The organism is Streptomyces sp. ME02-8801-2C, assembly GCF_033793965.1.
Taxonomy (GTDB): Bacteria; Actinomycetota; Actinomycetes; order Streptomycetales; family Streptomycetaceae; genus Streptomyces.
In genome coordinates this window covers 50,258-72,519 of record NZ_JARAXP010000009.1, presented here as the reverse complement: position 1 = coordinate 72,519, position 22,262 = coordinate 50,258, and the positions used below count along the sequence as shown (strand labels likewise).

Sequence of the window (22,262 nt, the reverse complement as noted above, 5' to 3'; positions counted from 1 at the left end):
CTGAATCCCACTGCAAGGAGCTGGGTGTGGCGAAGTTTGTCGTCGAATTCGAGTACAACGTCGACCGGGCCGGCCGTCAGGGCCTGCATCCGGCGCATGCCGAGAACCTCTACCGGCTGGCCGACAACGGTGTCCTGCTGCTCGGCGGACCACTGGTCGGCGAGAACTCGGGACTCCTCGTGTACGAGGTGGAAACACGCGAGGAACTGCAACGGATCCTCGACGACGAACCGTATGTCAAGGGCGGTCTGGTGGCCCGGACGCGAATTCAGGAATGGGCTCCCGGCAAGGGGAGCTGGATAGCCGCATTGAACTCTTCGCACAAGGCGTCAGAGGAAGTTCCGGCCATTGAGGGAGCCCGCTGATATGACCGTCACCACCGAGACCACCGACACCGGTGCGGCCCTGGGAACCCACACCCCGGTGTCCTTCGCTCTCGACTCCCTGCACGCCGGAATCGTCGATCCGGGCATGGACTCCATGCGCATCCTCAGTGAGACGGCTCTGCGTTTCCCCGACGCGCTCTCATTCTCCTCGGGAGCGCCCTGCGACGGAAACCATGATCTGGCCAATCTCACCTTCTACACCGAGCGCTATATCAAGCATCTGCGCGACAAGGGTGTCCCCGAACAACGCATCACGCGGCTGCTGTTCCAGTACGGGCCCGTCAACGGCCTGATCCAGGACGAGGTCGCCCTGATGCTGAAGCAGGACGAGGGCATCGACGTCCCGCCCGAGGCGATCATGATCACGCACGGCTTCCAGGAGGCCGCCCTGGTCGCCCTGCGCGGCCTGTTCGCCTCCCCCGACGACGTCCTGCTGTCGGTGTCCCCGGCGTATGTCGGCATCCTGGGGGCCGCCAGGATGCTGGACATCCCCGTACGGGGCATCCTGGAGGGCCCTGAGGGGCTCGACCCGGAGACGGTGCGTGCGGCGGCCCGTGCCGTGCGCGCCGAGGGCAGGCGGCCGGCCGCTCTCTATCTGGTGCCGGACTTCTCCAACCCGACGGGTTCGGTGCTGCCGCTCGCCGCGCGGGAACGCCTGCTGGAGGTGGCCGCCGAGGAGGACTTCCTGATCCTGGAGGACAACCCCTACGGGTTGTTCGCACGGGACGGCGAGTCGATGCCCACCCTGAAGTCCCTGGACGCGCGGGGCAGGGTGCTCTACCTCGGCTCGTTCGCCAAGTCGGCGTTCCCGGGCGCCCGGCTCGGTTATCTGGTCGCCGACCAGGAGGTCACCGACGCCGGCGGCACCACTCGTACGCTGGCCCAGACCCTGTCCAAGGCCAAGGCGATGTACAGCGTCGGCTCCTCCACCCTCTCGCAGGCCGTGATCGGCGGTTTTCTGGTCGAGCAGGGCTACGATCTGCGGTCCGCCACACGGGAGTTGGCGGCCGTCTACCTGGAGCGGCTGGACGCGGTGTTGGCCGCGCTGGCCGAGGAGTTCCCGGCCGGCGGCGACCACGGCGTCACCTGGAACACCCCGCGCGGCGGTTTCTTCCTGACCCTGAAGGTGCCGTTCACCGCCGATCTGGCGGCCATGGAGCGCTCCGCCCGTGATTTCGGGGTGAGTTGGGCGCCGATGAGCATGTTCTATCTCGAGGGCGGCGGCGACCGCGAGATCCGGCTCGGCTTCAGCAACCTGGCTCCCGAGGCGATTCGGGAAGGCATCGCCAGGCTGGCACGCTTTGTCGCGGACACTCCCCGCGACATACCCGGAGGACAGTAATGAGCACCACGCACGACAGCCCAACCGGCCCTGTACCCACGGCCGTTGTGGTCGACGGCTATGGAGCCGGCAACTTCTATCCCGCCGCGTTCAACGCGCTCGGCGCCCGGGTGGTCCATCTGCAGACCACGGCGGAGCTGATGCCGACGATGCTCGCGCCGAACCTGACGGCGTACGAGGACAACCTCGTGAGCCCGGACGAGGCGGCGCAGGCCGAAATGGTGGGCGCGCTCTCCCCGGTCGCCGTGGTGCCGGGGCAGGAGTTCGCGGTGGAGGCGGCCGACCGGGTCAGCGAGGTGCTCGGGGTGAAGTCCAACGGCACCGCGCTCACCCCGGCCCGCCGGGACAAGTACGAGATGATCGAGACGCTGCGCCGCGCGGGGGTGCGCTGCGCCGACCAGTTCAAGAGCGACGACGCCTCGCTGATCGTCAAGTGGGCCGAGGACTACGGAAGTTGGCCGGTCGTGGTGAAGCCGCTGGACTCGGCCGGCTCGGACTCGGTGTTCGTGTGCCGGGACGCCGCCGAGGTGCGGAGCGCGGCGGAGACGATCCTGTCCGGCGGGACGCTGTTCGACGTCGCGGTCACCACCGAGGCGCTGGTCCAGTCGTATCTGAAGGGCACCGAGTACATCGTCGACACGGTCAGCGCGGACGGCCACCAGTATGTGTGCGGGGTCTGGGAGTACGAGAAGACGCTGCTGCCGACCGGCCGCAACATCTACAACCGGGACATCCTCGTGGCCCCGGACGCCGACCCCGTACCCGCCCTGATCTCGTACGTCACCGAGGTCCTCGCGGCGCTCGAGGTGCGCTGGGGGCCGACGCACGCGGAGGTCATCGTCACGGACGAGGGCCCGGTGCTGGTGGAGATCGCCACCCGCCTCAACGGCAACCTGAACCCGGCCTTCCACGACCTGTGCCTGGGCCACAACCAGGCCGGGCTGTCGGCGCTGGCGTACCTCCGCCCGGAGGAGTTCGTCCGCCGGTACGGCGGCGGGGTGTACCGCAAGCTCCAGTCCGGCTACACGTACAACGCGCCGACCGCGCTGGACGGCGTCGTGACGGCCGTGGACCAGGAGGCCGTGGCGGCGATCGAGGCGCTGTCCAGCACCGTCGTCACCGGCGTCAAGTACCGCCCCGGCTCCCGTATCCGGCCCACGGCCGACCTGATGACGGCCGCGCTGCGGATCTGTCTGACCTCGCCCGACGAGGCCCGGCTGGCCGCCGACTACGAGCGGGCCAGGGAGCTCAAGGACGCGGTCTATCAGGTGAGTTGACCAGGGAGCGGGCCGGCACGTCCGGCTCGGCCCGCTCAGCTCCACGTACTCAGCTCCACGTACTCAGTCCAGGGGGAGGATTCGCAGTGCACAGCCGCATGGGCCTGTTCCTTTCGCCCGTTCACGAGACGGGCCAGGATCCGCATCTGGCGATCCACCGCGACCTCGAGCTGGTGGAGCTCGCCGACCGGCTCAACTTCGACGAGGCCTGGTTCGGCGAGCACCACACGCTGGGCTGGGGGCTGGTGGGCGCCCCGGAGACCCTGATCGCCGCCGCGAGTCAGCGGACCCGGCAGATCAGGCTGGCCCACGGGGTGGTGCCGCTCTCCGGGCACCACCCCTTCCACGTGGCCACCAGGGCCGTACATCTGCACCACCTCACCCGGGGCCGCTACCTCCTTGGCGTGGGACCGGGTGTGCCGTTCGACGCCTCGATGTTCGGTCTGGACGGCCCGCGGCAGCGTGCGCGGCTCGCCGAGGCGCTGCCGACGCTGCTCGAACTCGTCAACGGCGAGGAGCGGGTCACGCAGCGGACCGACTGGTACCAACTGGTCGACGCCAAGCTCCAGTTGCCGCGCTTCGGCCCCGACCCGATCGAGGTGGCGCTGGCCACCTCCGGCACCTCGGTGAGCAGTCCCCGGCTGATCGGCCGGTACGGGCTGAGCATGACCTCCTTCGCGCTGCCCTTCGGACTGCCGGCGAAGGAGGGTTCGCAGCACCTGGGCCTGGCCCAGCAGTGGAAGCACGCCGAGGAGGCGGCCGACGAGTACGGGCGGACCCTGCGCCGCGAGGACTGGCGCATCGCCCTTCCGGTGCATGTCGCCGAGACCCGCGCCCAGGCCTTCGCCGAGGTCCGCGAGGGCTACGACCGGTGGGTCTTCGAGTACTTCGGCCGGATCTCCGGACGGGAGGTCCTCGCGCCCGGCGCCGACCGGCACCGGGCGCTGGAGGACCGGGTGGCGGCGGGCGGCGCGCTGGTCGGTTCGGTCGACGACGTGGTGTCCCAGATCCGATGTATGGAGGAGGCGACCGGCGGTTTCGGCACGCTCCTCGTGTACGTCGCCGACTGGACGTCGTACGAGAACACCGACCGCAGTCTGGGCCTCCTGGCCCGGCAGGTTGCCCCGCGGATCAATGGTGCCGCCGCCAGGCCGCAGGAGGCCGCCGAACGGGCGGTCGCACTGCGGGGCCGGTGACCGGCACCCCAACAGCGTTCACACATCCGACGGTGTTGTCCCGGAGAACCCGGCGACGACGCCGCCCGAATCGAGCCAACAAGCCGAGGGAGAAGCTGAAGTCGTGGGCGGTTCGTACTGGCAAGAGCACTGGAACACGCGTCGCGTCCCCTTCCAGGAGGAGTGCCGACGGGCCCGGGCGGCGCTGCTGGCCGACCTCGGGGACCCGGCGGCCACCCAGAGACGCGTCCTCGCGGACGTCGTCGATCTGTGCCGGGACTCCCTGCACTGGAAGGAACGCGGCTACGACACGGTCGGCACCGACGACAAGAGCTTCCGGGACACCCTCCCGGTCCGGCGCTACGACCACTTCACGGCCGAGATCGACCGCGAGACCCGGACCAAGGGCGGAGTCCTGTCCTGCAGCCCGGTCCTGCGCTGGCTGAAGACGAGCGGCACCACCGGGGCGCCGAAGCGCGTCCCGTACACACTGCACTGGCTGCTGAACTACCGGGTCCCGGCGATGCAGGCCATGTGGGGAACGTATCTGGACCTCCACCCGGCGCTCCTCGACCATCCGTACGCCACCCTGGACACCCAGACGGTCCACGAGAACGTCGACGACTTCCTGTACGGCGTCCAGTACCAGGCGATCAGCAACCGGCATCCGCGGATCAACAGCCGTGACTGGAACCCGCCGTGGTCCGCGGCCCCCTGGTTCGGGGTGGAGGCGCCCACGTCGCACACGGGCCGGATGTACCACCGCATCCGCCATTTCGTGGGCCGGCGGCTGGAGTTCATCACCGCGATCAACCCCAGCACACTCATCTCGCTGCGCGACCTGATCGCCGAGCACGGCCCCGACCTGGTGCGCGACCTGGCCGCGGGCACCCTGGAGGGCCGGCCGTACGGCGATCCCGACCCGGAGGCCGCCGCACACCTCCAATCGGTGCTGGACCAGGGCGAGTTCACCCTCAAGGACGTGTGGCCCTCGCTCGGCGCCTACAGCTGCTGGCTGTCCTCCTCGGCCGGGCTCTACCGCTCGAAGCTGGACGCGGTACTGCCCGGGGTGCGCGCGATGCCGTTCATGAGCTGCGGCACGGAGGGTGTCACGACGCTCCCGGTGGACCCCTCGCTGGACAGCCAGCCGCTCGCGGTCAACCAGGCGTTCTTCGAGTTCGTGCCGGCAGAGGTCGAGCTGGGCAGGCTCCTGGACGCGGGCGAGCGGATCGACACGCTGCTGTTCGACGAGGTCGAGGCGGGCCGCGACTACCACCTGATCATGACGCAGGCCAACGGCCTCTACCGGCTGTGGAGCGGCGACATCTACCGCGTCGACCGGGTCACCGACGGTGTCCCGTGGATCCACTTCGTGCACCGCGACGGCGTCTTCCACTCCTTCACCGGCGAGAAGATCACCGAGGCCCAGGTCACCCAGGCGATAGAGCAGGCGCTGGCCGCGTACGGCCTCGAGGGCGGCCTCTATCTCTGCGGGCCGCGCTGGGCCGAGCCCCCGCACTATGTCGTGGTCGGCGAAGTACCGCGCCCCGGAGCCGAGTTGGACCACCGACTGTCCGACGCGGTGGACCGCGCGCTCGCCGCCATCAACATCGAGTACGCCGGCAAGCGCACCAGCGGTCGCCTCGGCGCGCTGGAGTTCCGCACCGTCGCCCACGACAGCATCGCCGCGTACACCGAGTCCCGGCGGCAGCGCGGCAACACCACCCAGTACAAGTACAGCCCCTTCCAGAAGGACACCGATTTCGTCGCCGACCTGGTCGGCGGGGCGGGAGTATCCCGGTGATCGAGACCAAGAGGCCGCCGCAGAACGTACGCCGGGAGATCATCACGCTCTCCGTGGACGGCACCGACCTCGCGCTGCATCTGTGGCGTCCGCGCGGTGAGACCAAGGGCGCGGTCTTCTACTTCCACGGGCTGCAGTCGCACGCGGGCTGGCTGTGGGAGGTGGGGCCGCAGTTCGCCGACAACGACATCGCCTTCTTCGTGCTCGACCGGCGCGGCAGCGGCATCAGCGGCGGCGAACGCCAGGACGTGCCGGACGTCGCCACGATCGTCGCGGACTATGCCACCGCGATCGCCCATGTCCGTGAACTGATCGGCGACGACGTCCCGTTGACCCTGTTCGGGCACTGCCTGGGCGGCTCCTTCCTGGCGGCCCTGCTGCACCATCCCGACTTCACCGTCCGCTACGACGCCACCGTCTTCTGCTCGACCTGGCTGGGCCGGCTGCACGCGGTGCTCGGCGACGAGGAGCGGGCGGCGCTGGCCGCCGAGACCGGCACCGAGCCGTGGGACGCGGGCCTGAGGTCGGCGGACTTCACGGACGATCCCCGCTACCGGGAGTTCATCGACAACGACGACCTGGCCGCCCGTACCCTGACCCGGCGTTCACGGGCGGTCCTGCTGGCCCTGGAGCGGCTCTACCTCTCCCCGGACCGCCGCCGACTCCCGGACGTACCGGCCGCGTTCGTGTCAGGGCTGACCGACCCGATCGTGGATCTCGACGCGACCCGCGGGGTCTTCCAGGAGCTGTTCTCCGACCGCGGTCTGGTCGTCCAGTTCCCCACCGACCGGCACTACCTCTTCTACACGGACGTCAGCCGCAGTCTGGTCGACTGGACGTCCACGCACACCCTGCTCCAGGGGCTGGACCGTGGCGTCTGAGGCGCGGCTGTACCGGGTGGCGCTGCCGATGCGCATCGGCTTCGACCACCCGGCGGCCCGCCGTCGCACCAGCGACAGCCTGGTCCTGCGCCTGAGCGTCGACGGCGCGACCGGCATCGGGGAGTGCGCACCCCGCTCGTACGTCACCGGTGAGAGCACCGACAGTGTGGGGGAGGCTCTCGGACGCGTCCCGCTGCACGCCCTGTTCGGCCGGCTGCGTACGACGCCACCGGCGGACCTCGCCGCCCGACTCCGCGCCGACGGCTTCGAGTCGACATTCCCCGAGCTGTTCGCCCACACCCTGGGGACAGCGCCCGGCACCAACCTGGTGTGCCTGCTGGAGACGGCCGTACTGGATCTGCTCTGTCGTCAGCTGGGCATCCCGGTCGGCGAGTTGCTGTTCCCGGGCGGCTCCGAACTGCTCTCCCTGCCCGTGTCCCAGGTGCTGGATCTGAGCATCGGCGTCGAGGAGTTCCTCGACACGCGCGGGCCCTTCCACTTCGTCAAGGTGAAGGCGTCCGACGACATCGGGCGGGACGTCCGCACGGTGGGCGCGATCAGGCACCGCCTCGGCGCGGACGTGCCGGTGATGGTGGACGCCAACATGAGCTGGACCCCGGAGACGGCCGCGCCCAACGCGCGCCGGCTGCTCGAGGCCGGCGTGGACCTCCTCGAGGAACCGCTCCCCCGCCGCTCCTGGGCCGATCTGCGTGCCCTGCGCCGGGCGACGGGCGTCCGCGTCCTGCTCGACGAGTCGGTGTGCACGGCGACGGACGCGCGTGCCGCGGTGGCCGCCGGGGCGTGCGACGCGGTGAACGTCCGGGTGTCCAAGAACGGCGGGCTGCTCGCCTCGGCCCGGCTGACCGAGTACGCCCGTGCCGAGGGCCTGGGCTTCCAGATCGGCGTCCAGGTCGCCGAGACCGGCCCGCTGATCAACGCGAGCCGGGCGCTGGCGCTGCGCAGCCCCGACGCCCTGACCGTCGAGGCCGGCCAGTCCGACCGCTTCTTCGCCGAGACCGACGCGATCGTGTCCCCGCGCCCGCTGGTGGACCGCCGGACCAACACGATCGCCCCCGTCGAAGGCCCCGGATTCGGCCTGCGCCTGACCGAACGGGCGGACCGCTGGACGGCCCTGACCTGGACGGACCACGGCTGGCAGCCGACCGCCGACACCACCGCCCCACAGCCGGAAACCGAACTGCCGGAACTAGAGGAGAGCGCCCGATGACGGTCCTGTTCGAATGCGAGTACGAGGGTGAGCGGTACATCGGGTACGGCACCCCCGAGGACACCGTCCTCACCCTCTTCCCCCTGGCCGGCACCGACCCGCGTGCCGCGGTCCTGGCGGCCGACGGCGACATCCCCGCCCTCCTCTCCGCGCTGACCGACGGCCGCGAACCGGTCACCGCGGCCGTGACGGACGTACGCTTCCGGCCCCCGCTGCTGCCCGACTCCGTCGGGGACGCGCTGGTCAGCGGCTTCATGGCCACCCACAACGTGAAGGCGGACTCGGGGGCGCCGACCCAGCCCAACTGGTTCTTCAAGGGCCTGGGCGAGGTCCTGAAGGTCTCCGGCGAGCCACTGCGCGTGCCGCAGGACGCCGTCGCGGTGACCGAGGAGGCCGAGGTCGTCCTCGTGTACGTGGGTGACGCGGACGGCACCCCGAAGTACGCCGGATACACCTTCGGCAACGACCTCACCGACATCGGCCGGTTCAAGCGGCACGCCGGGCATCTGTCGTACGCGAAGCTGTGCGACGCGGGCGTGGCCCCCTACCTCTTCCTGGGGACACCGCCGCAGCAGGTCACCGGGCAGGTCACCGTCGAACGGGACGGGCAGCGGGCCTGGCAGGGGCCGTTCACCACCGGGGTGAAGGCCCTGCACTACGGGCTGCGGGACATGACGGCCGGGCTCTTCGCCAACGCGTCGCTGCTGCACCCGGGCCGGGTGCACTACGTCTACCTCGGCGCGGACCGCAGCAGCTTCCACCACGGTTTCACGACGGCCGACCGCGACCGGGTGACCATCGACTTCGCCACGCACGGGGTGCGGCTGTCCCATCCCCTGCACTGGGGATGAGACGAACGGCGGGCGGCGGTCGTACGGCGGCTCAGACGGCGTTCGCCGTGGCCCGGTTCGTCGTGGCGATCGTCGCCGAGCCGACCACGCGCGTGCCGTCGTACAGGACGATCGCCTGGCCCGGCGCCACCCCGCGCACGGGCTCGGTGAAGGTGACCTCCAGGGTGCCGTCGACCAGCTCGGCGCTCACCTCGGTCTCGCCGCCGTGGGCGCGCAGCTGGGCGGTGTAGGTGCCGGGCCCTGTGGGGGCCGCGCCGCACCAGCGGGGTTTGATCGCGGTGAGGGCGTCGACGTCGAGGGATGCGGCCGGGCCGACCGTCACCGTGTTGTTCACCGGGGAGATGTCGAGGACGTAGCGCGGCTTGCCGTCGGCGGCCGGGGTGCCGATGCGCAGGCCCTTGCGCTGGCCGATGGTGAAGCCGTACGCGCCCTCGTGCGTGCCGATCTTCGCGCCGGACTCGTCGACGATGTCGCCCTCGGCGCGGCCCAGGCGGTTCGCCAGGAAGCCCTGGGTGTCGCCGTCGGCGATGAAGCAGATGTCGTGCGAGTCGGGCTTCTTGGCGACCGCGAGGCCGCGCCGCTCGGCCTCCGCGCGGATCTCGTCCTTGGTGGTGAGGGTGTCGCCGAGGGGGAACATCGCGTGGGCGAGCTGGCGGTCGTCGAGCACCCCGAGGACGTACGACTGGTCCTTGGCCATGTCGGAGGCGCGGTGCAGCTCGCGCGTGCCGTCCTCGCGGAGGATCACCTGCGCGTAGTGGCCGGTGCAGACGGCGTCGAAGCCGAGGGCGAGGGCCTTGTCGAGGAGCGCAGCGAACTTGATCTTCTCGTTGCAGCGCAGGCACGGGTTGGGGGTGCGCCCCGCCTCGTACTCGGCGACGAAGTCGTCCACCACGTCCTCGCGGAAGCGCTCGGCGAGGTCCCACACGTAGAACGGGATGCCGATGACGTCGGCCGCGCGGCGGGCGTCCCGGGAGTCCTCGATGGTGCAACAGCCACGCGCACCCGTGCGGAACGACTGCGGGTTCGCGGACAGGGCGAGGTGGACGCCCGTGACGTCGTGGCCGGCTTCGGCCGCGCGGGCGGCGGCTACGGCGGAGTCCACGCCGCCGGACATGGCGGCCAGTACGCGGAGGGGCTGCTGCGAGGTGTGAGTCATAACCCCTCAAGGGTACGGGGCGCCGGGAACCGGGGCGCGCGAGTATCCGTTCACGCAGACATGGAGGAAACACAGGCTCGGCGGGACACCGGCCGCGGCCTTTCGCGGGACATCCCCCAGCAGTCGCGCAGCGAGGGCCACGGTGGGGCTTCGCGGGACGGCGACCGGCGGATCGGGCGGCGCGCCCTGCTCATCGGCGGGGCGGTGGCCGCCGTCGCCACGGGTGTGCTCGCGCGCGACGAGCTGAAGCACCTGTGGTGGCGGGCGCCCGGGGTGTCGAAGCCGCGCAAGGAGGGCGAGGTCGACTACGCGGGGGCGCGCTGGGTGGCGGCCTCCTCGGCGAACTGGCGGATGGCGGACCGGCCCGACGACTACACGGTGGACCGGGTGATCATCCATGTCACCCAGGGCAGCTTCGCCAGCGCGGTGAAGGTCTTCCAGGACCCGGGGCACGGCGCGGCGGCGCACTACGTCGTCCGCAAGGACGGGCGGATCACGCAGATGATCCGCGAGCTGGACGTGGCCTTCCACGCGGGCAACCGGGAGTACAACGAGCGGAGCGTCGGCATCGAGCACGAGGGCTTCGTGGAGAAGCCCGAGGACTTCACGGACGCGATGTACGCGGCCTCGGCGCGGCTGACGGCCAGGGTCTGCGCGCGGTACGGCATACCCGTCGACCGGGAGCACATCATCGGGCATGTGGAGGTGCCGGGCACGGACCACACCGACCCCGGGAAGGGCTGGGACTGGAAGAAGTACCTGCGGCTCGTCGAGGAGGCGGGCAGGGTTTCCGCCTGAGACCCCTCACACCCCCCTCCCCCCTGTGACGCAAGTCACACACGCGTGTGGCCGTGAGCAATTCGGGCGTGTCGGCCGCCCGATGTGTCCCATGCGCCGAAGATGACCTGCGGATCCCCAACCCGGCATCTCGGCAAGGGAGTTGACATACAGGGCCATCGCACAGCGTCCTGGGCGCGCTCCCATTTTGGCCTCAGTCCTTACACAGGGCTTAACCCAAAGATCCACAGCCATGAACATGACCCAGAACACAGATCCCGCCGACGACACGAACAAACGGCCGAAGAGCCGGGGCGGCAAGGGCCTGCACCGACGGAAGTTCCTCGGCGGAATGGCCGGCATCGGCCTGGGCGCCGTGGCCGCCGCGGGCGCGACCTTCGGACTGCTGACCGAGGCGGAGCGCAAGGCCAGTGCGGCGACGCACACGGGCGCGCTCCCCATCCCGGACCTCCTTGAGGGCACCACCACCGACGGCACCACCACCTTCACCCTGGAGGCGAAGAGCGGCACCAGTGAAGTGCTCAGCGGTGTCACCAGCACCACCGCCGGCTACAACGGGTCGTTCCTCGGCCCGACCATGAAGTGGACCACCGGCGACAAGGTCCTGCTGAACATCACCAACAGCCTCACCGAGGAGACCACCGTCCACTTCCACGGCGCGCATGTCCCGCCCTCGATGGACGGCGGCCCGCAGAACGCCTTCGCGGCCGGCGGCACCTGGGCCCCCACCTTCACCGTCCTGGACGAGGCCAAGACCCTCTGGTACCACCCGCACGCCCTGGGCACCACGGCCAAGCAGGCCACCCACGGACTCGCCGGGATGATCATCGTGGAGGACGACTCCACCGCCTCCGCGGCCCTGCCCAGTGACTACGGCGTCGACGACATCCCGCTCGTCTTCCAGTGTCTGGCCGTCTCGGCCGCGGGCGACATCAAGTACGACCAGACCGGATACCTGACCTCCGGCCTCAAGTACCCGGTGCTGGTGAACGGCGCCAACGTCGACGACACCACGCTCACCTTCAACGCCACCAAGACCCGCAACCGGTTCCGGGCGCTCAACGCCTCGCCGTCCGACATCATCACGATCCAGCGCAGCGACGGCGGCAAGCTGACCCAGATAGCCACCGACCAGGGCTATCTGACGGCGCCGACCGGGGTGGACAGCATCCGGCTGGTGGCCGGCGCCCGCGCCGAGTTCGTCATGGACGTCACCGACGACGTCACGCTCCAGGTCGTCATCACGACCGGCTGGATCCGCGGCGGCTCCGGCACCTACGACTTTCTCAGCGTCGCGGCGGGCGGCAGCGACGCCCCGGACGACCTGCCGGGCAGCCTCAACACCATCAAGCGGTACGACACCAGCGACTTCACGGCGCGCACCATCACGCTCAGCAACACGGGCACGTCGATGAAGATCAACGGTTCGAGCGGTCTCACCATGGCCAGCATGGCCATGATCAGCACTACGCTGGGCGCCAAGGAGATCTGGACGATAACCAACGCCTCCCAGCTGGAACACTCGTTCCATCTGCACGACGTGCCCTACCAGCTGATCTCGATCAACGGCGCGGCTCCCACCGGGGTCGACCTCGGCTGGTTCGACACGTACGAGGTCGTCGGCGGTGGGTCGATCAAGATAGCCATGGAGTTCACCGACTTCGCCGACGACTCCTACATGTACATGCTCCACTGCCATCTTCTGCAGCACGAGGACGAGGGCATGATGGCGTCCCTGATGGTCACGGACGGCTAGGCCGACCCAGCCCCCTGTCGCCTTCCCGGTCCCGGCCCCCGATGCCCGGGCGCGGGCGCGGGCGGTGCTACGCCAGTCCCGCCGCGCGCGCCCGCTCCACCACCGGGGCGATGACCTTGGCGACCGCCTCGACATCGGCCTCCGTGGAGGTGTGGCCGAGGGAGAAGCGGAGGGTGCCGCGGGCCAGGTCCGGATCGGTGCCGACGGCGAGGAGGACATGGCTGGGCTGGGCCACCCCGGCGGTGCAGGCGGAACCGGTGGAGCACTCGATGCCCTGGGCGTCGAGCAGCAGGAGCAGGGAGTCGCCCTCACAGCCCGGGAAGGTGAAGTGGGCGTTGGCCGGAAGCCGGTCCACCGGATCGCCGCCCAGGATGGCGTCCGGAACCGCCGTACGGACGGCCGTGACCAGGGCGTCGCGCAGGGCGCCGATCTCCCGGGCGAACCAGCCCTGTTGTTCGGCGGCGAGCCGCCCGGCCACGGCGAAGGAGGCGACGGCCGGCACATCGAGGGTGCCGGACCGTACGTGCCGCTCCTGCCCGCCGCCGTGCAGCACGGGTACGGGGCTGTACTCGCGGCCCAGCAGCAGCGCGCCGATGCCGTACGGGCCGCCGACCTTGTGGCCGGAGACGGTCATCGCGGCGAGCCCGGAGTCCGCGAAGGAGACGGGCACCTGGCCGAAGGCCTGCACGGCGTCGGCGTGCAGCGGGACCCCGAACTCGCTTGCCACGTCGGCGAGTTCACGCACCGGCATGATCGTGCCGAGCTCGTTGTTGGCCCACATCACGGTGGCCAGGGCGACGCTTTCGGGGTCGCGGGCGACGGCCTCGCGCAGGGCGTCGGGGTGGACGCGGCCGTACCGGTCGACCGGGAGGTACTCGACGACGGCGCCCTCGTGTTCGCCGAGCCAGTGCACGGCGTCGAGTACCGCGTGGTGCTCGACGGGGCTGGCGAGGACACGGACGCGGGCCGGATCGGCGTCCCGGCGGGACCAGTACAGCCCCTTGACGGCGAGGTTGTCGGCCTCGGTGCCGCCCGAGGTGAACACGACCTCGCTGGGCCGGGCACCGAGCGACTCGGCGAGCGTCTCGCGGGCCTCCTCGACCGTACGCCTGGCTCTGCGGCCGGCCGCGTGGAGTGAGGAGGCGTTACCGGTGACGCCCAGCTGCGCGGTCATCGCCTCGACCGCCTCCGGAAGCATCGGGGTGGTCGCTGCGTGGTCGAGGTATGCCATGGTGCCGTGATTCTACGGCGCCCCGGTGACGGGACCGGGGGCGCGTAGGGCTTGGCGCGATACCGCGGGTCTGTTCCGCGTCCCGTGCCGCGGTACGGCCCCTCACCTCACGGCACCCACCGGACGATCAGGCGTTCGAGACAGGACTCCACATCGCGTCGCGTCTCGGGCACGCCGGATACAGTCATCGGTGGCGACGATCTCGTCGCGCCAGGTGGTCCGTCGGCACCTCCGTGGTGATACTCCCCCAATGCGGCGGCATCTCGTGCGCGCCTCCTGCAGAGACGTATACAAAGGTGACTGACTGGCATATACTTCCCGAACATCGTTCGGGGATACTGAATGCGAGCAAGAATGACGGTGCAGTCCGTTCAGCGTGCGGCCCGTATCCTGCGGGAGCTGGCGATCGCGGGCCCACGTCTGGGCGTCACCGAACTCGCTGACCGGATCGGTGTCTCGAAGCCCACTGCACATGCGCTGCTGCGAACACTCGAGGCCGAGGGGCTGGTGCGCCAGGAGAAGGAGACCAGCAAGTACCTCCTCGGCTCGGCTCTGTTGCGGCTCGGCAACTCGTATCTGGAGACCCAGGAGCTGCGGTCACGGTCGGTCGCCTGGGCGGACACCCTGGCCGAGCGCACCGGCGAGGCGGTTTGGGTCGCCGTGCTCGACCACTGCGACCACATGCTCGTCGTACACCACGCCTTCCGGCACGGGAGCGGGGTGCAGATCCTTGAACTCGGCGCGAGCGTTCCGTGGAACACCTGCGCGCTCGGCAAGGCGTTCGTCGCATTCCTGCCCCAGAGTCGGCAGAAGGAACTGCTGGAGGGGGAGCTGACCCGGCTGACCGGACAGACCGTGGTCGACCCCCCCGCCCTGGCCGAGCAGCTGACGCAGATCCAGCGCATCGGTTACGCACTGGAGGAGCAGGAGAGCGCCCTCGGCGAGGCCGGCATCGCCTCGCCGGTGTTCGACCGGCACGGCAGCCCGACGGGAGCCATCGGCATCGTCGGCCCCGTGGAACGGCTCCTCGCCGAGGCGGACCAGCAGCGGCACGCCCTCGCCGTACGCGAGGTGGCGACCCTTCTGTCCCGCGAACTCGGCGCCGGCCGGGGCGTGGCCTGGCGCGTCTCCGACTGACCGGACCGCTCGCACCGACAGGCCCGCCCCGCGCGAGGTTCAGTGCGTTCACGCGAGGCAGGCCCCGTCACCGGTGGCCGGAGCCGGTCCGCGGGAATTGACGTCAGGCCTGGATGCCCAGCAGTCGTACGACGTCCACGACCCGGTGCGAGAAGCCCGACTCGTTGTCGTACCAGCCGAAGACCTTTACATGGCGTCCCCCGCCCGTGACCGTGGTCAGCTGGGAGTCGAAGACGCAGGACGCCGGGTCGCCGACGATGTCGGTGGAGACGAGCGGGGCGTCCGTGTAGCGCAGGACGCCGGCCAGCGGTCCGGCGGCGGCCTCGGCGAACAGCTCGTTGATCTCCTCGACGGTGGTCGGGCGCCCCACGTACGCCGAGAGGTCGGTCATCGAACCGACCGGCACCGGGACACGCAGCGAGAGGCCCGCCAGGCGGCCGTTCAGCTCGGGCAGGACGAGTCCGATGGCCTTCGCGGCGCCGGTGGACGTGGGCACGATGTTGAGCGCGGCCGAGCGGGCGCGCCGCGGGTCCTTGTGTGGGCCGTCCTGGAGATTCTGGTCCTGGGTGTAGGCGTGCACGGTGGTCATCAGGCCGTGCTCGAGGCCGAGGCCCTGATGGAGCACCTGGGCCAGCGGGGCAAGGCAGTTCGTCGTGCAGGACGCGTTGGAGACGATGTGGTGGACGGCCGGGTCGTAGCTCGTGTGGTTGATGCCGTACGCGAGGGTGAGGTCTTCGTTCGACGCCGGAGCGGAGATGAGGACCTTGCGGGCGCCCGCGTCCAGGTGCGCGGCGGCCTTCTTGCCGTCGGTGAAGAAGCCCGTGGACTCCACGACGACGTCGATGCCCAGCTCGCCCCACGGCAGCTTGCCGGGGTCGCGCTCCGCGTGGACGGCGATCCTGCGGCCGTCCACGACGAGGGCGTCGCCGTCGACCTCGACCTGGGCGTTCAGTCGGCCCATGGTGCTGTCGTAGGCGAGCAGGTGTCCGAGGGTCTTCGCGTCGGTGAGGTCGTTCACCGCCACGATGTCGAGGTCGGCTCCCTGAGCGAGCGCCGCCCTGAGGAACCCCCGGCCGATGCGCCCGAACCCGTTGACGGCGACCTTGATGCTCATGTTTCCTTCGTCTCTTCTCTACTCATTTTCTCTACTGAATTGAAGGGAGGGGGCGTTACTTGCGGGCCGCGAGCAGTACGCCCGCGCCACCCAGGACCAGGCCGATGATCGCCGACGGGCTCAGCGTCTGACCGATGACCATCCAGGCGAGCAGGGCAGTGACGGCGGGGGTCAGGAAGAAGAGCGTGCCGACGCGGCTGGCGTCCTGCTTCTTGAGCATGAAGTTGAGCAGCAGGAAAGTGCCCACCGAGTTGATCAGTACGATCCAGGCCAGCGCGCCGCCGAAGCCGGCCCAGTCGGTGACCTCGGGGTCCTCCAGGGTCAGGGTCATCACGCCCATCACGGGAGCGCCGGCGAGGAAGTGGACCGCGGTGCCGCTGCGGACGTCCACGCCCTGGGTGTAGCGCTTCTGGTAGACGGTGCCGACACTCAGGCCGAGCAGGCCGACGAAGGACAGCACGATGGCGCTGGTGGAGAATTGCAGCGCCCCGGCGACGGCGAGCGCGACCCCGGCGCCGCCGATGGCGAAGCCGAGCCACTGCCGCCCGGTGATCTCCTCACCCAGCAGGAACCCGGCCAGCAGGGCGATCAGGACGGGGTTGAACCCCTGGATGAGCGCGACGACACCGCCGGGCAGGCCCGCGCCGATGGCCGTGTAGAAGGCGCCGAACTGCACGGCCTGCATCAGCAGACCGACGACGATCACATGGAGCAGCATCCGGCCCCTGGGCCAGGGCGCCTTGGTCGCCAGGGCGACGATCGTGAGCAGCACGCCGGCGACCGCGAACCGGGAAAACGTCAGGAGCAGGGGCGGAGCGGCGTCGGTGCCGATGACCGCCGCGATGAACGCGCTGCTCCAGAGGACCACGAAGACGGCGGGGATCGCCGCGGTGGCCCAGGCCGGCCCGACGGCGGCTGCCTGCGGTGCGTCGGCCGCCCCTTCGACGTCCGCACCTGTGTCCCCCTCGGCGAATTTCAGATCGTCGCGTTCCATCAGCAGAGGTGACCTCTCAGAGCAAGTAACCAGCCAATCCGGTTATTTGGACCCTACAGACGCCTCAGCAACCAGTCAATGCGGTTACTCTTGCAAGATGACATTCGCATTCGTCAGCGGCAGCACGGCCCTTGACTTCGTCGGTACGGTCCAGAGCCGACGCGACGACGCGCTGGACCTGCTCACCACACCGGCGGACCTCACCGACTGGTCCGTCGCCTCGGGAGCGCTGGACTCCCCCGCGTCGGCCACCAAGGCGGACCTGACCCAGGCCCTGCATCTGCGCGAGGCGATCTACCGGCTCGTGCTCTCCTCGACCAGCGGCGCCCCCTTCGCACCGGAGGACTGCGCCGTCGTCAACCGCGCCGCCGGCCACGCCCCGGTGCGCTGCGAACTGGTGCCCGACGGCACCGTCGTACGTCACGGCACGATCGGTGCCGTGCTGTCGACGCTGGCTCGTGACGCCGTCGAGCTGATCACCCGTACGCCGGAGCAGGTGAAGGAGTGCGCGGCGCCGCGGTGCACCCGGTTGTACGTCGACCGGTCCCACCGCGGCTCCCGGCGCTGGTGCGACATGGCGCGCTGCGGCAACCGGGCCAAGGCCGCCCTCTACCGCTCCCGGCACGCCTGAGCGGGGCGGGTGGTCGCCCACCCGCCCCGCTCTCCATGCCTTGCCTTGCTTTGTTCTCCTGCGGTCACACCACCTGGACCGGCCGTTCCCAGACGACCAGACCGACGCAGCCCTTGGGGCTGCGGGGCGCGTGCACGCTGTTCGGCGGCATGACGAGGAGGCTGCCCGCCGCGTAGACGCCGTCGTCGGTCTCCAGTTCGCCGCTCAGCACATAGATCAGCTCGAAGCCGGGGTGCAGGTGGGAGGGGGCCTTGGCGCCCGGGAGGTAGTGCATGACCGCGGCGGCCGGACCGTCCTCGCCGGTCTGCGCGACGGTGTACAGCGGGGCCATCTCGGCCTGGGTACGGCCATCGGCCACGACAGGCTGGAAGACCAGCTCCTGCGGGGCGAAGGACAGACCGGGCATGCCGGTGAACAGGGTGGGAAGCGGCGCGCCGACGTAGTCCTCGGTCGAGGTCGAGGTCGCCGCTGAGGTCGAGGGCGGTGTCATGGGGTGTTCCCTTCGGTTACGTCGTCGTACGTGGTACGTCGTTCGGGGCTTGCGGAGGAGAAGCCGGGGCGGCGCCTGGGCAGTCAGTCGCCGACACGGCCCGGGATGCCGTCCGTCCAGCGGTCCGCGAAGCCGTCGGCGACGGCCTGGCTCCGGAAGGCGTACGTCTTCAGCAGCCAGCGCGAGCGGGACCGTTCGGCGTCGATGACCTCGATCTTCTCCCGGCTGTGCAGCCCGTTCTGGTTGGCGAAGATCAGCAGGTCGCCCTCCAGGATGCGATGCCGCTTCTTCTCCGCCCGGGTCAGCGCGTTCTTCAGCTCGATCAGCGCGTCCTTGGCCTCTCCGGGGGCGTCCAGCGCGACCGTGGTGTGCGTGTCCAGGTAGCGGATGCCGTAGTCGCCCTCGAAGACCGCGTGCCTGTCGGAGACGGTCAGGTCCCTGTTGTTGTCCCGCGAGACCACGTCGAAGGGGGTGATGAAATGCCGCTCGCCCAGGATGCGCAGCGCGGCCTCGGGGAGGGCGGCGCGCAGGGTGCGGGCCTCCACCAGGCTGGTGACGGTGTACTCCTCCAACGGGCAGCGCATGCCCAGGAGCGTGATGTAGTCCGCGCGCACGGGGTGGGCCGTACGGTCGTTGTGGAAGACGAGTTCGCCGTCGCTGTAGCCGGTCTGCTTGCCGTGATACTTGTTGATCGAGTAGACGTCGGTGAAGAAGTCCCCGTTGAAGCGGGTCGCGTAGGACATGAGCGGGGTCGCGGTCAGCCGGCCCATGAGTTCGAGGAAGCCCTCGGCGACGAAGGTGTGCTTGTGGGCGTACTTGTCGGCCTGCGGGTCGTCGTGGCCGAGCTCAGGAAGGTCCTTGTCCACCGGGCAGTTGCGCAGCACATGGGTGTCCGAGACACCCTGCTCGCGGTCGGCGCGAATCCGGTCGGCCGCCGCGGCCAGCGAGGCCGGCACCTTGCCCGCCGTCGCCTGCCGCACGGCGGCGGAAAAGGCCGGGTAGTCGGTGTACGGACTGGTGTCGACGGCTTCGAGCACCCCGTACAGCTCGTCCTTCTCACGGTCGCTGATGGTATGGCTCGGCTGCATCGGCGTCACACGTTCCCTTCGGTGTCGGCGGATTCGTGGGTGTCGGTGTCGTGCGGTCGACCCAACGCCGCGTCGACAGAGGTCACTTCAGCGGTGCGGCGGAGCAACCGCAGTGCCGCCTCGTGCAGTTCGGGGTCCGAGGTGGCGGTGGCGTCCTCCAGGACCTCGACGAGGAAGTCCCGGTCGTGCGCCTCGCGCGCGGTGGAGAGGATCACCAGGTCCGTGGTCACCCCGGTCAGGAGGAGGGTGTTGACGCCCCTGGCGCGCAGAATCAGTTCGAGGTGCGTGCCGAGGAACGGGTTCACGCGGCGCTTGGCGACCACGGGTTCGTCGGCCAGTGGCTTCAGCGACTCGTGCACCTCGGTGCCCCAGGTGCCCAGGATCAGCCGGTCACCGTCGGCCGCCTCGGTGAACAGCGGTGAGGTCTCGGGCCAGTCGGCGAGCCCCGGGGAGAAGCCGACGACGACGTGGACGACCGGGATTCCGGCCGCGCGGGCCCGGTCCACGGCACGCCGGGCGTGGCCGAGGACTCCCCGGCTCTCGATCTGGTCCAGGCAGACGTCGTTGTACTTGCCCTCGGGGTGCGAGATCTCGTTGATCAGGTCCAGCACCAGCAGGGCTGGACGCCGTGCCACCCGGCTTCCGGTCGTCGTCATACGGCACTCCTCGTCCGGGGCAGGAACGGCCGTCGGGCGCGCTCGTGCAGGGTGATCTCGGCTGCGTGGCGCAGGGTGTCGCCGATGGTGTCGGTACCGTCCAGCAGCCGCCTGCGGGCCGCCTCGGGCACCTCGAACTCCTCGGTGCGGTCGGCGAACCGGACCTCCTGCCGCTCCAGGTCGACGGTGACCGGCGTCGTCGCGTCGCCCTCGGTCAGCTCCCACAGCTCCTCGACAACCGGCGTCGGCAGCCGCACCGGAAGCAGGCCGCGCATGAGGGCGTTCTCACGGAAGATGTCGCCGAAGCGCGGGGCGAGCACGGCGAGAAAGCCGGCCTTCTGCAGCGCCCAGACCGCGGACTCGCGGGAGGAGCCGGTACCGAAGTCGTTGCCTGCCACGAGGACCGTCGCCCCCTGGTACTGGGGCTGGTTGGCGGCGAAGGCCGGGTCGTCGCGCCAGTCCGCGAACAGGCCGTTGCCCTGTCCGGTGTGCTGGAAGTAGGGGACGAAGCGGGCGGGGATGATCTGGTCGGTGTCGACGTTGCTGCGCCGCAGCGGCAGCGCCGTACCGACATGCACGGTGAACTGCTTCATTTGTGTCCGTCTCGTCTCACAGGTCGGCGGGGGCGGTGATCCGGCCGGTGACCGCGCTGGCCGCCGCCACTTCCGGGGAAGCGATGTGCGTACGGGCCCGTTTGCCCTGCCGGCCCTCGAAGTTGCGGTTGCTGGTGGACACGGCGCGCTGTCCGGCCTTCAGCCGGTCCTCGTTGAGGCCGCAGCACATCGAGCAGCCCGCGATGGGCCGGAAGTCGGCGCCGGCGCCGGTGAAGACCTTGTCGAGGCCCTCGTCCACGGCCTGCCGGTGCACGGCGGCCGAGCCGGGCACGACCAGCATCCGTACACTGTCGGCGACCCGGCGTCCGCGCAGCACCTCGGCCGCCGCGCGCAGGTCCTCGATCCGGCCGTTGGTGCAGGAGCCGACGAAGACGGTGTCGATGCCGATGTCCTGGAGCCGGCTGCCGGGGCGCAGGTCCATGTACGTCAGCGCGCGTTCGGCCGCCGTCCGTTCCTCGGGGGTGGCGAACTCGTCCGGGCCGGGCACCCGGGCGTCCACCGGCGCGCTCTGCGCGGGGTTGGTCCCCCAGGAGACGTACGGCCGTATCGTCGAGGCGTCGAGGGTGACCTCCTGGTCGAACGCCGCGTCCGGGTCGGTGCGCAGGCTCTTCCAGTACTCCACCTCCGCGTCCCAGTCCGCGCCCTCGGGCATTCCCGGGCGAGTGCGCAGATAGGCGAACGTCGTCTCGTCGGGGCCGACGACACCGGCCTTGGAGCCGGCCTCCACCGACATGTTGCAGAGGGTCATCCGGCCCTCCATGGAGAGGGCGTCGACGGCTTCTCCCCGGTACTCGATGATGTGGCCCTGGCCGCCACCGGTGCCGATGCGCGCGATCAGCGTCATCACCAGGTCCTTGGCGGTCGCGCCCGCCGGGAGGGTGCCCGTGACGGTGACCGCCATGTCCTTGGGGCGGCCGGTCCACAGGGTCTGCGTCGCCAGGACGTGTTCCACCTGGCTGGTGCCGATCCCGAAAGCCAGCGCGCCGAAGGCGCCCAGCGTGGTGGTGTGCGAGTCGCAGCACACGACGGTCATCCCGGGCCGGACCAGGCCCTGTTCCGGCCCGATGACATGGACGATGCCGTGACCGTCGTCACCGCGCCGGTGCACCGGGATCCCGAAGGCGCCGCAGTTGTCCCGCAGTTGGGCGGCCTGACGGCGGCCCGCCGGGTCGTCGAACAGGCCGTTCAGGGAGACCGTGGGCACGTTGTGGTCCTCGGTGCCCACCGTCAGGTCGGGACGCCGTACGGTGCGGCCGGCGTCCCGCAGGCCGTCGAACGCCCTCGGCGTGTTCACCTCGTGGAGCAGATGCAGGTCGACGTACAGCAGATCGTCGCCCCCGGACCCGCTCCTGCGGACCGTGTGACCGGCCCACACCTTCTGCGCAAGCGTTGAACCCATGACCGACAGGCTCGTCCACGCGCCACGGGGTGACATCGGCCGATGGTGGAGGCCTCCTCCCCCGATGCATGACGTTCCTCCTTCGGCGCAGCCGGGCCGGGGCGGGCGCCGGAGTCCACCGTCGGTGGAAGACACGGCGACGCCGCTCGCCCAGCATGAACGCGCCGTCCCGCACCTGTTCCGTCTGTCCTCAGCACATCCGGAGAAGAAGTGAACGGACACCTTGTCACCGGGCACCCCCGCCCCACGGACGC

The 22,262-nt window shown here is 70.3% G+C and carries 21 protein-coding genes; 12 read left to right on the top strand and 9 right to left on the bottom strand.

Annotated features, from left to right (window positions below; all coding sequences use genetic code 11):
* Positions 1 to 26 precede the first annotated feature (26 nt).
* From PV396_RS28830 to PV396_RS28795, 8 genes are all read left to right on the top strand, one after another.
* Entirely contained in the window at positions 27 to 365 is a 339-nt protein-coding gene (locus tag PV396_RS28830; RefSeq protein WP_319209514.1) for a YciI family protein, read from the top strand.
* Position 366: 1 nt separating this feature from the next.
* Positions 367 to 1,728, top strand: a complete 1,362-nt coding sequence (locus PV396_RS28825; RefSeq protein ID WP_319209511.1) for a PLP-dependent aminotransferase family protein — start codon at positions 367 to 369, stop codon at positions 1,726 to 1,728.
* Positions 1,728 to 3,005 carry an ATP-grasp domain-containing protein gene (locus PV396_RS28820; protein WP_319209509.1) on the top strand — a complete coding sequence of 426 codons (1,278 nt, stop codon included), beginning with the start codon at positions 1,728 to 1,730 and terminating at the stop codon, positions 3,003 to 3,005. The genes PV396_RS28825 and PV396_RS28820 overlap by 1 nt, the downstream gene beginning before the upstream one ends.
* Positions 3,006 to 3,091: 86 nt before the next feature.
* A complete protein-coding gene (locus PV396_RS28815; protein ID WP_319209506.1) occupies positions 3,092 to 4,201 on the top strand; it encodes an LLM class flavin-dependent oxidoreductase in 1,110 nt (369 codons plus the stop codon).
* Positions 4,202 to 4,304: 103 nt separating this feature from the next.
* Positions 4,305 to 5,984 carry a GH3 family domain-containing protein gene (locus PV396_RS28810; RefSeq protein ID WP_319209503.1) on the top strand — a complete coding sequence of 560 codons (1,680 nt, stop codon included), beginning with the start codon at positions 4,305 to 4,307 and terminating at the stop codon, positions 5,982 to 5,984.
* Positions 5,981 to 6,865, top strand: a complete 885-nt coding sequence (locus PV396_RS28805) for an alpha/beta fold hydrolase (RefSeq protein WP_319209501.1) — start codon at positions 5,981 to 5,983, stop codon at positions 6,863 to 6,865. Before PV396_RS28810 ends, PV396_RS28805 begins: the two co-directional genes overlap by 4 nt.
* Positions 6,855 to 8,093, top strand: a complete 1,239-nt coding sequence (locus tag PV396_RS28800) for a mandelate racemase/muconate lactonizing enzyme family protein (RefSeq protein WP_319209500.1) — start codon at positions 6,855 to 6,857, stop codon at positions 8,091 to 8,093. The genes PV396_RS28805 and PV396_RS28800 overlap by 11 nt, the downstream gene beginning before the upstream one ends.
* Entirely contained in the window at positions 8,090 to 8,944 is an 855-nt protein-coding gene (locus PV396_RS28795) for an FAH family protein (RefSeq protein ID WP_319209497.1), read from the top strand. The genes PV396_RS28800 and PV396_RS28795 overlap by 4 nt, the downstream gene beginning before the upstream one ends.
* A gap of 31 nt (positions 8,945 to 8,975) precedes the next feature.
* On the opposite strand, the gene mnmA is transcribed toward PV396_RS28795, so the two are convergent.
* Positions 8,976 to 10,100: a tRNA 2-thiouridine(34) synthase MnmA gene (mnmA, locus tag PV396_RS28790; protein ID WP_319209494.1), complete on the bottom strand. Its 1,125-nt coding sequence runs from the start codon at positions 10,098 to 10,100 to the stop codon at positions 8,976 to 8,978.
* A 60-nt stretch (positions 10,101 to 10,160) separates the two neighbouring features.
* Here mnmA and PV396_RS28785 point away from each other — a divergent pair, with 60 nt between their 5' ends.
* Both PV396_RS28785 and PV396_RS28780 read left to right on the top strand, forming a co-directional pair.
* A complete protein-coding gene (locus PV396_RS28785; RefSeq protein WP_319209491.1) occupies positions 10,161 to 10,898 on the top strand; it encodes an N-acetylmuramoyl-L-alanine amidase in 738 nt (245 codons plus the stop codon).
* Positions 10,899 to 11,136: 238 nt separating this feature from the next.
* Positions 11,137 to 12,654, top strand: coding sequence for a multicopper oxidase family protein (locus tag PV396_RS28780; protein WP_319209490.1), 1,518 nt, complete (start codon positions 11,137 to 11,139; stop codon positions 12,652 to 12,654).
* A 67-nt stretch (positions 12,655 to 12,721) separates the two neighbouring features.
* Here PV396_RS28780 and PV396_RS28775 read toward each other — a convergent pair whose 3' ends face one another.
* The gene (locus PV396_RS28775; protein ID WP_319209487.1) at positions 12,722 to 13,885 is read right to left on the bottom strand and encodes a cysteine desulfurase family protein; all 1,164 of its coding nucleotides are present in this window, start codon (positions 13,883 to 13,885) and stop codon (positions 12,722 to 12,724) included.
* 354 nt (positions 13,886 to 14,239) lie between these two features.
* Between PV396_RS28775 and PV396_RS28770 the strand changes: the two genes are divergently transcribed.
* Positions 14,240 to 15,022 (top strand): IclR family transcriptional regulator, encoded by a 783-nt coding sequence (locus PV396_RS28770; protein ID WP_319209486.1) that lies wholly within the window; start codon positions 14,240 to 14,242, stop codon positions 15,020 to 15,022.
* A 103-nt stretch (positions 15,023 to 15,125) separates the two neighbouring features.
* Here the strand turns inward: PV396_RS28770 and gap are convergent, their stop codons facing one another.
* Positions 15,126 to 16,136, bottom strand: a complete 1,011-nt coding sequence (gene gap, locus PV396_RS28765; RefSeq protein WP_319209483.1) for a type I glyceraldehyde-3-phosphate dehydrogenase — start codon at positions 16,134 to 16,136, stop codon at positions 15,126 to 15,128.
* Positions 16,137 to 16,191: 55 nt separating this feature from the next.
* Entirely contained in the window at positions 16,192 to 17,130 is a 939-nt protein-coding gene (locus tag PV396_RS28760) for a DMT family transporter (protein WP_319209480.1), read from the bottom strand.
* A gap of 97 nt (positions 17,131 to 17,227) precedes the next feature.
* Between PV396_RS28760 and PV396_RS28755 the strand changes: the two genes are divergently transcribed.
* Positions 17,228 to 17,761: a CGNR zinc finger domain-containing protein gene (locus PV396_RS28755; RefSeq protein WP_319209479.1), complete on the top strand. Its 534-nt coding sequence runs from the start codon at positions 17,228 to 17,230 to the stop codon at positions 17,759 to 17,761.
* A gap of 64 nt (positions 17,762 to 17,825) precedes the next feature.
* Here PV396_RS28755 and PV396_RS28750 read toward each other — a convergent pair whose 3' ends face one another.
* From PV396_RS28750 to leuC, 5 genes are all read right to left on the bottom strand, one after another.
* Positions 17,826 to 18,251 (bottom strand): cupin domain-containing protein, encoded by a 426-nt coding sequence (locus PV396_RS28750; protein WP_319209476.1) that lies wholly within the window; start codon positions 18,249 to 18,251, stop codon positions 17,826 to 17,828.
* A gap of 83 nt (positions 18,252 to 18,334) precedes the next feature.
* Entirely contained in the window at positions 18,335 to 19,339 is a 1,005-nt protein-coding gene (locus PV396_RS28745; RefSeq protein ID WP_319209473.1) for a TauD/TfdA family dioxygenase, read from the bottom strand.
* Positions 19,340 to 19,344: 5 nt separating this feature from the next.
* The gene (locus PV396_RS28740; RefSeq protein ID WP_319209470.1) at positions 19,345 to 19,995 is read right to left on the bottom strand and encodes an isochorismatase family cysteine hydrolase; all 651 of its coding nucleotides are present in this window, start codon (positions 19,993 to 19,995) and stop codon (positions 19,345 to 19,347) included.
* Positions 19,992 to 20,588 carry a 3-isopropylmalate dehydratase small subunit gene (leuD, locus tag PV396_RS28735; RefSeq protein ID WP_319209468.1) on the bottom strand — a complete coding sequence of 199 codons (597 nt, stop codon included), beginning with the start codon at positions 20,586 to 20,588 and terminating at the stop codon, positions 19,992 to 19,994. The genes PV396_RS28740 and leuD overlap by 4 nt, the downstream gene beginning before the upstream one ends.
* A gap of 16 nt (positions 20,589 to 20,604) precedes the next feature.
* Entirely contained in the window at positions 20,605 to 22,008 is a 1,404-nt protein-coding gene (gene leuC, locus PV396_RS28730; RefSeq protein ID WP_319209466.1) for a 3-isopropylmalate dehydratase large subunit, read from the bottom strand.
* Positions 22,009 to 22,262 lie beyond the last annotated feature (254 nt).

Excerpts from the sequence above, each read along its gene's own strand:
- PV396_RS28795 (WP_319209497.1), top strand. The coding sequence starts at position 8,090 with ATGACGGTCCTGTTCGAATGCGAGTACGAGGGTGAGCGGTACATCGGG.
- gap (WP_319209483.1), bottom strand. The coding sequence starts at position 16,136 with ATGAGCATCAAGGTCGCCGTCAACGGGTTCGGGCGCATCGGCCGGGGG.
- mnmA (WP_319209494.1), bottom strand. The coding sequence starts at position 10,100 with ATGACTCACACCTCGCAGCAGCCCCTCCGCGTACTGGCCGCCATGTCC.
- PV396_RS28745 (WP_319209473.1), bottom strand. The coding sequence starts at position 19,339 with ATGCAGCCGAGCCATACCATCAGCGACCGTGAGAAGGACGAGCTGTAC.
- PV396_RS28825 (WP_319209511.1), top strand. The coding sequence starts at position 367 with ATGACCGTCACCACCGAGACCACCGACACCGGTGCGGCCCTGGGAACC.
- PV396_RS28780 (WP_319209490.1), top strand. The coding sequence starts at position 11,137 with ATGACCCAGAACACAGATCCCGCCGACGACACGAACAAACGGCCGAAG.
- PV396_RS28785 (WP_319209491.1), top strand. The coding sequence starts at position 10,161 with ATGGAGGAAACACAGGCTCGGCGGGACACCGGCCGCGGCCTTTCGCGG.
- PV396_RS28750 (WP_319209476.1), bottom strand. The coding sequence starts at position 18,251 with ATGACACCGCCCTCGACCTCAGCGGCGACCTCGACCTCGACCGAGGAC.
- PV396_RS28755 (WP_319209479.1), top strand. The coding sequence starts at position 17,228 with ATGACATTCGCATTCGTCAGCGGCAGCACGGCCCTTGACTTCGTCGGT.
- PV396_RS28820 (WP_319209509.1), top strand. The coding sequence starts at position 1,728 with ATGAGCACCACGCACGACAGCCCAACCGGCCCTGTACCCACGGCCGTT.
- PV396_RS28760 (WP_319209480.1), bottom strand. The coding sequence starts at position 17,130 with ATGGAACGCGACGATCTGAAATTCGCCGAGGGGGACACAGGTGCGGAC.
- leuC (WP_319209466.1), bottom strand. The coding sequence starts at position 22,008 with ATGGGTTCAACGCTTGCGCAGAAGGTGTGGGCCGGTCACACGGTCCGC.
- leuD (WP_319209468.1), bottom strand. The coding sequence starts at position 20,588 with ATGAAGCAGTTCACCGTGCATGTCGGTACGGCGCTGCCGCTGCGGCGC.
- PV396_RS28740 (WP_319209470.1), bottom strand. The coding sequence starts at position 19,995 with ATGACGACGACCGGAAGCCGGGTGGCACGGCGTCCAGCCCTGCTGGTG.
- PV396_RS28775 (WP_319209487.1), bottom strand. The coding sequence starts at position 13,885 with ATGGCATACCTCGACCACGCAGCGACCACCCCGATGCTTCCGGAGGCG.
- PV396_RS28770 (WP_319209486.1), top strand. The coding sequence starts at position 14,240 with ATGACGGTGCAGTCCGTTCAGCGTGCGGCCCGTATCCTGCGGGAGCTG.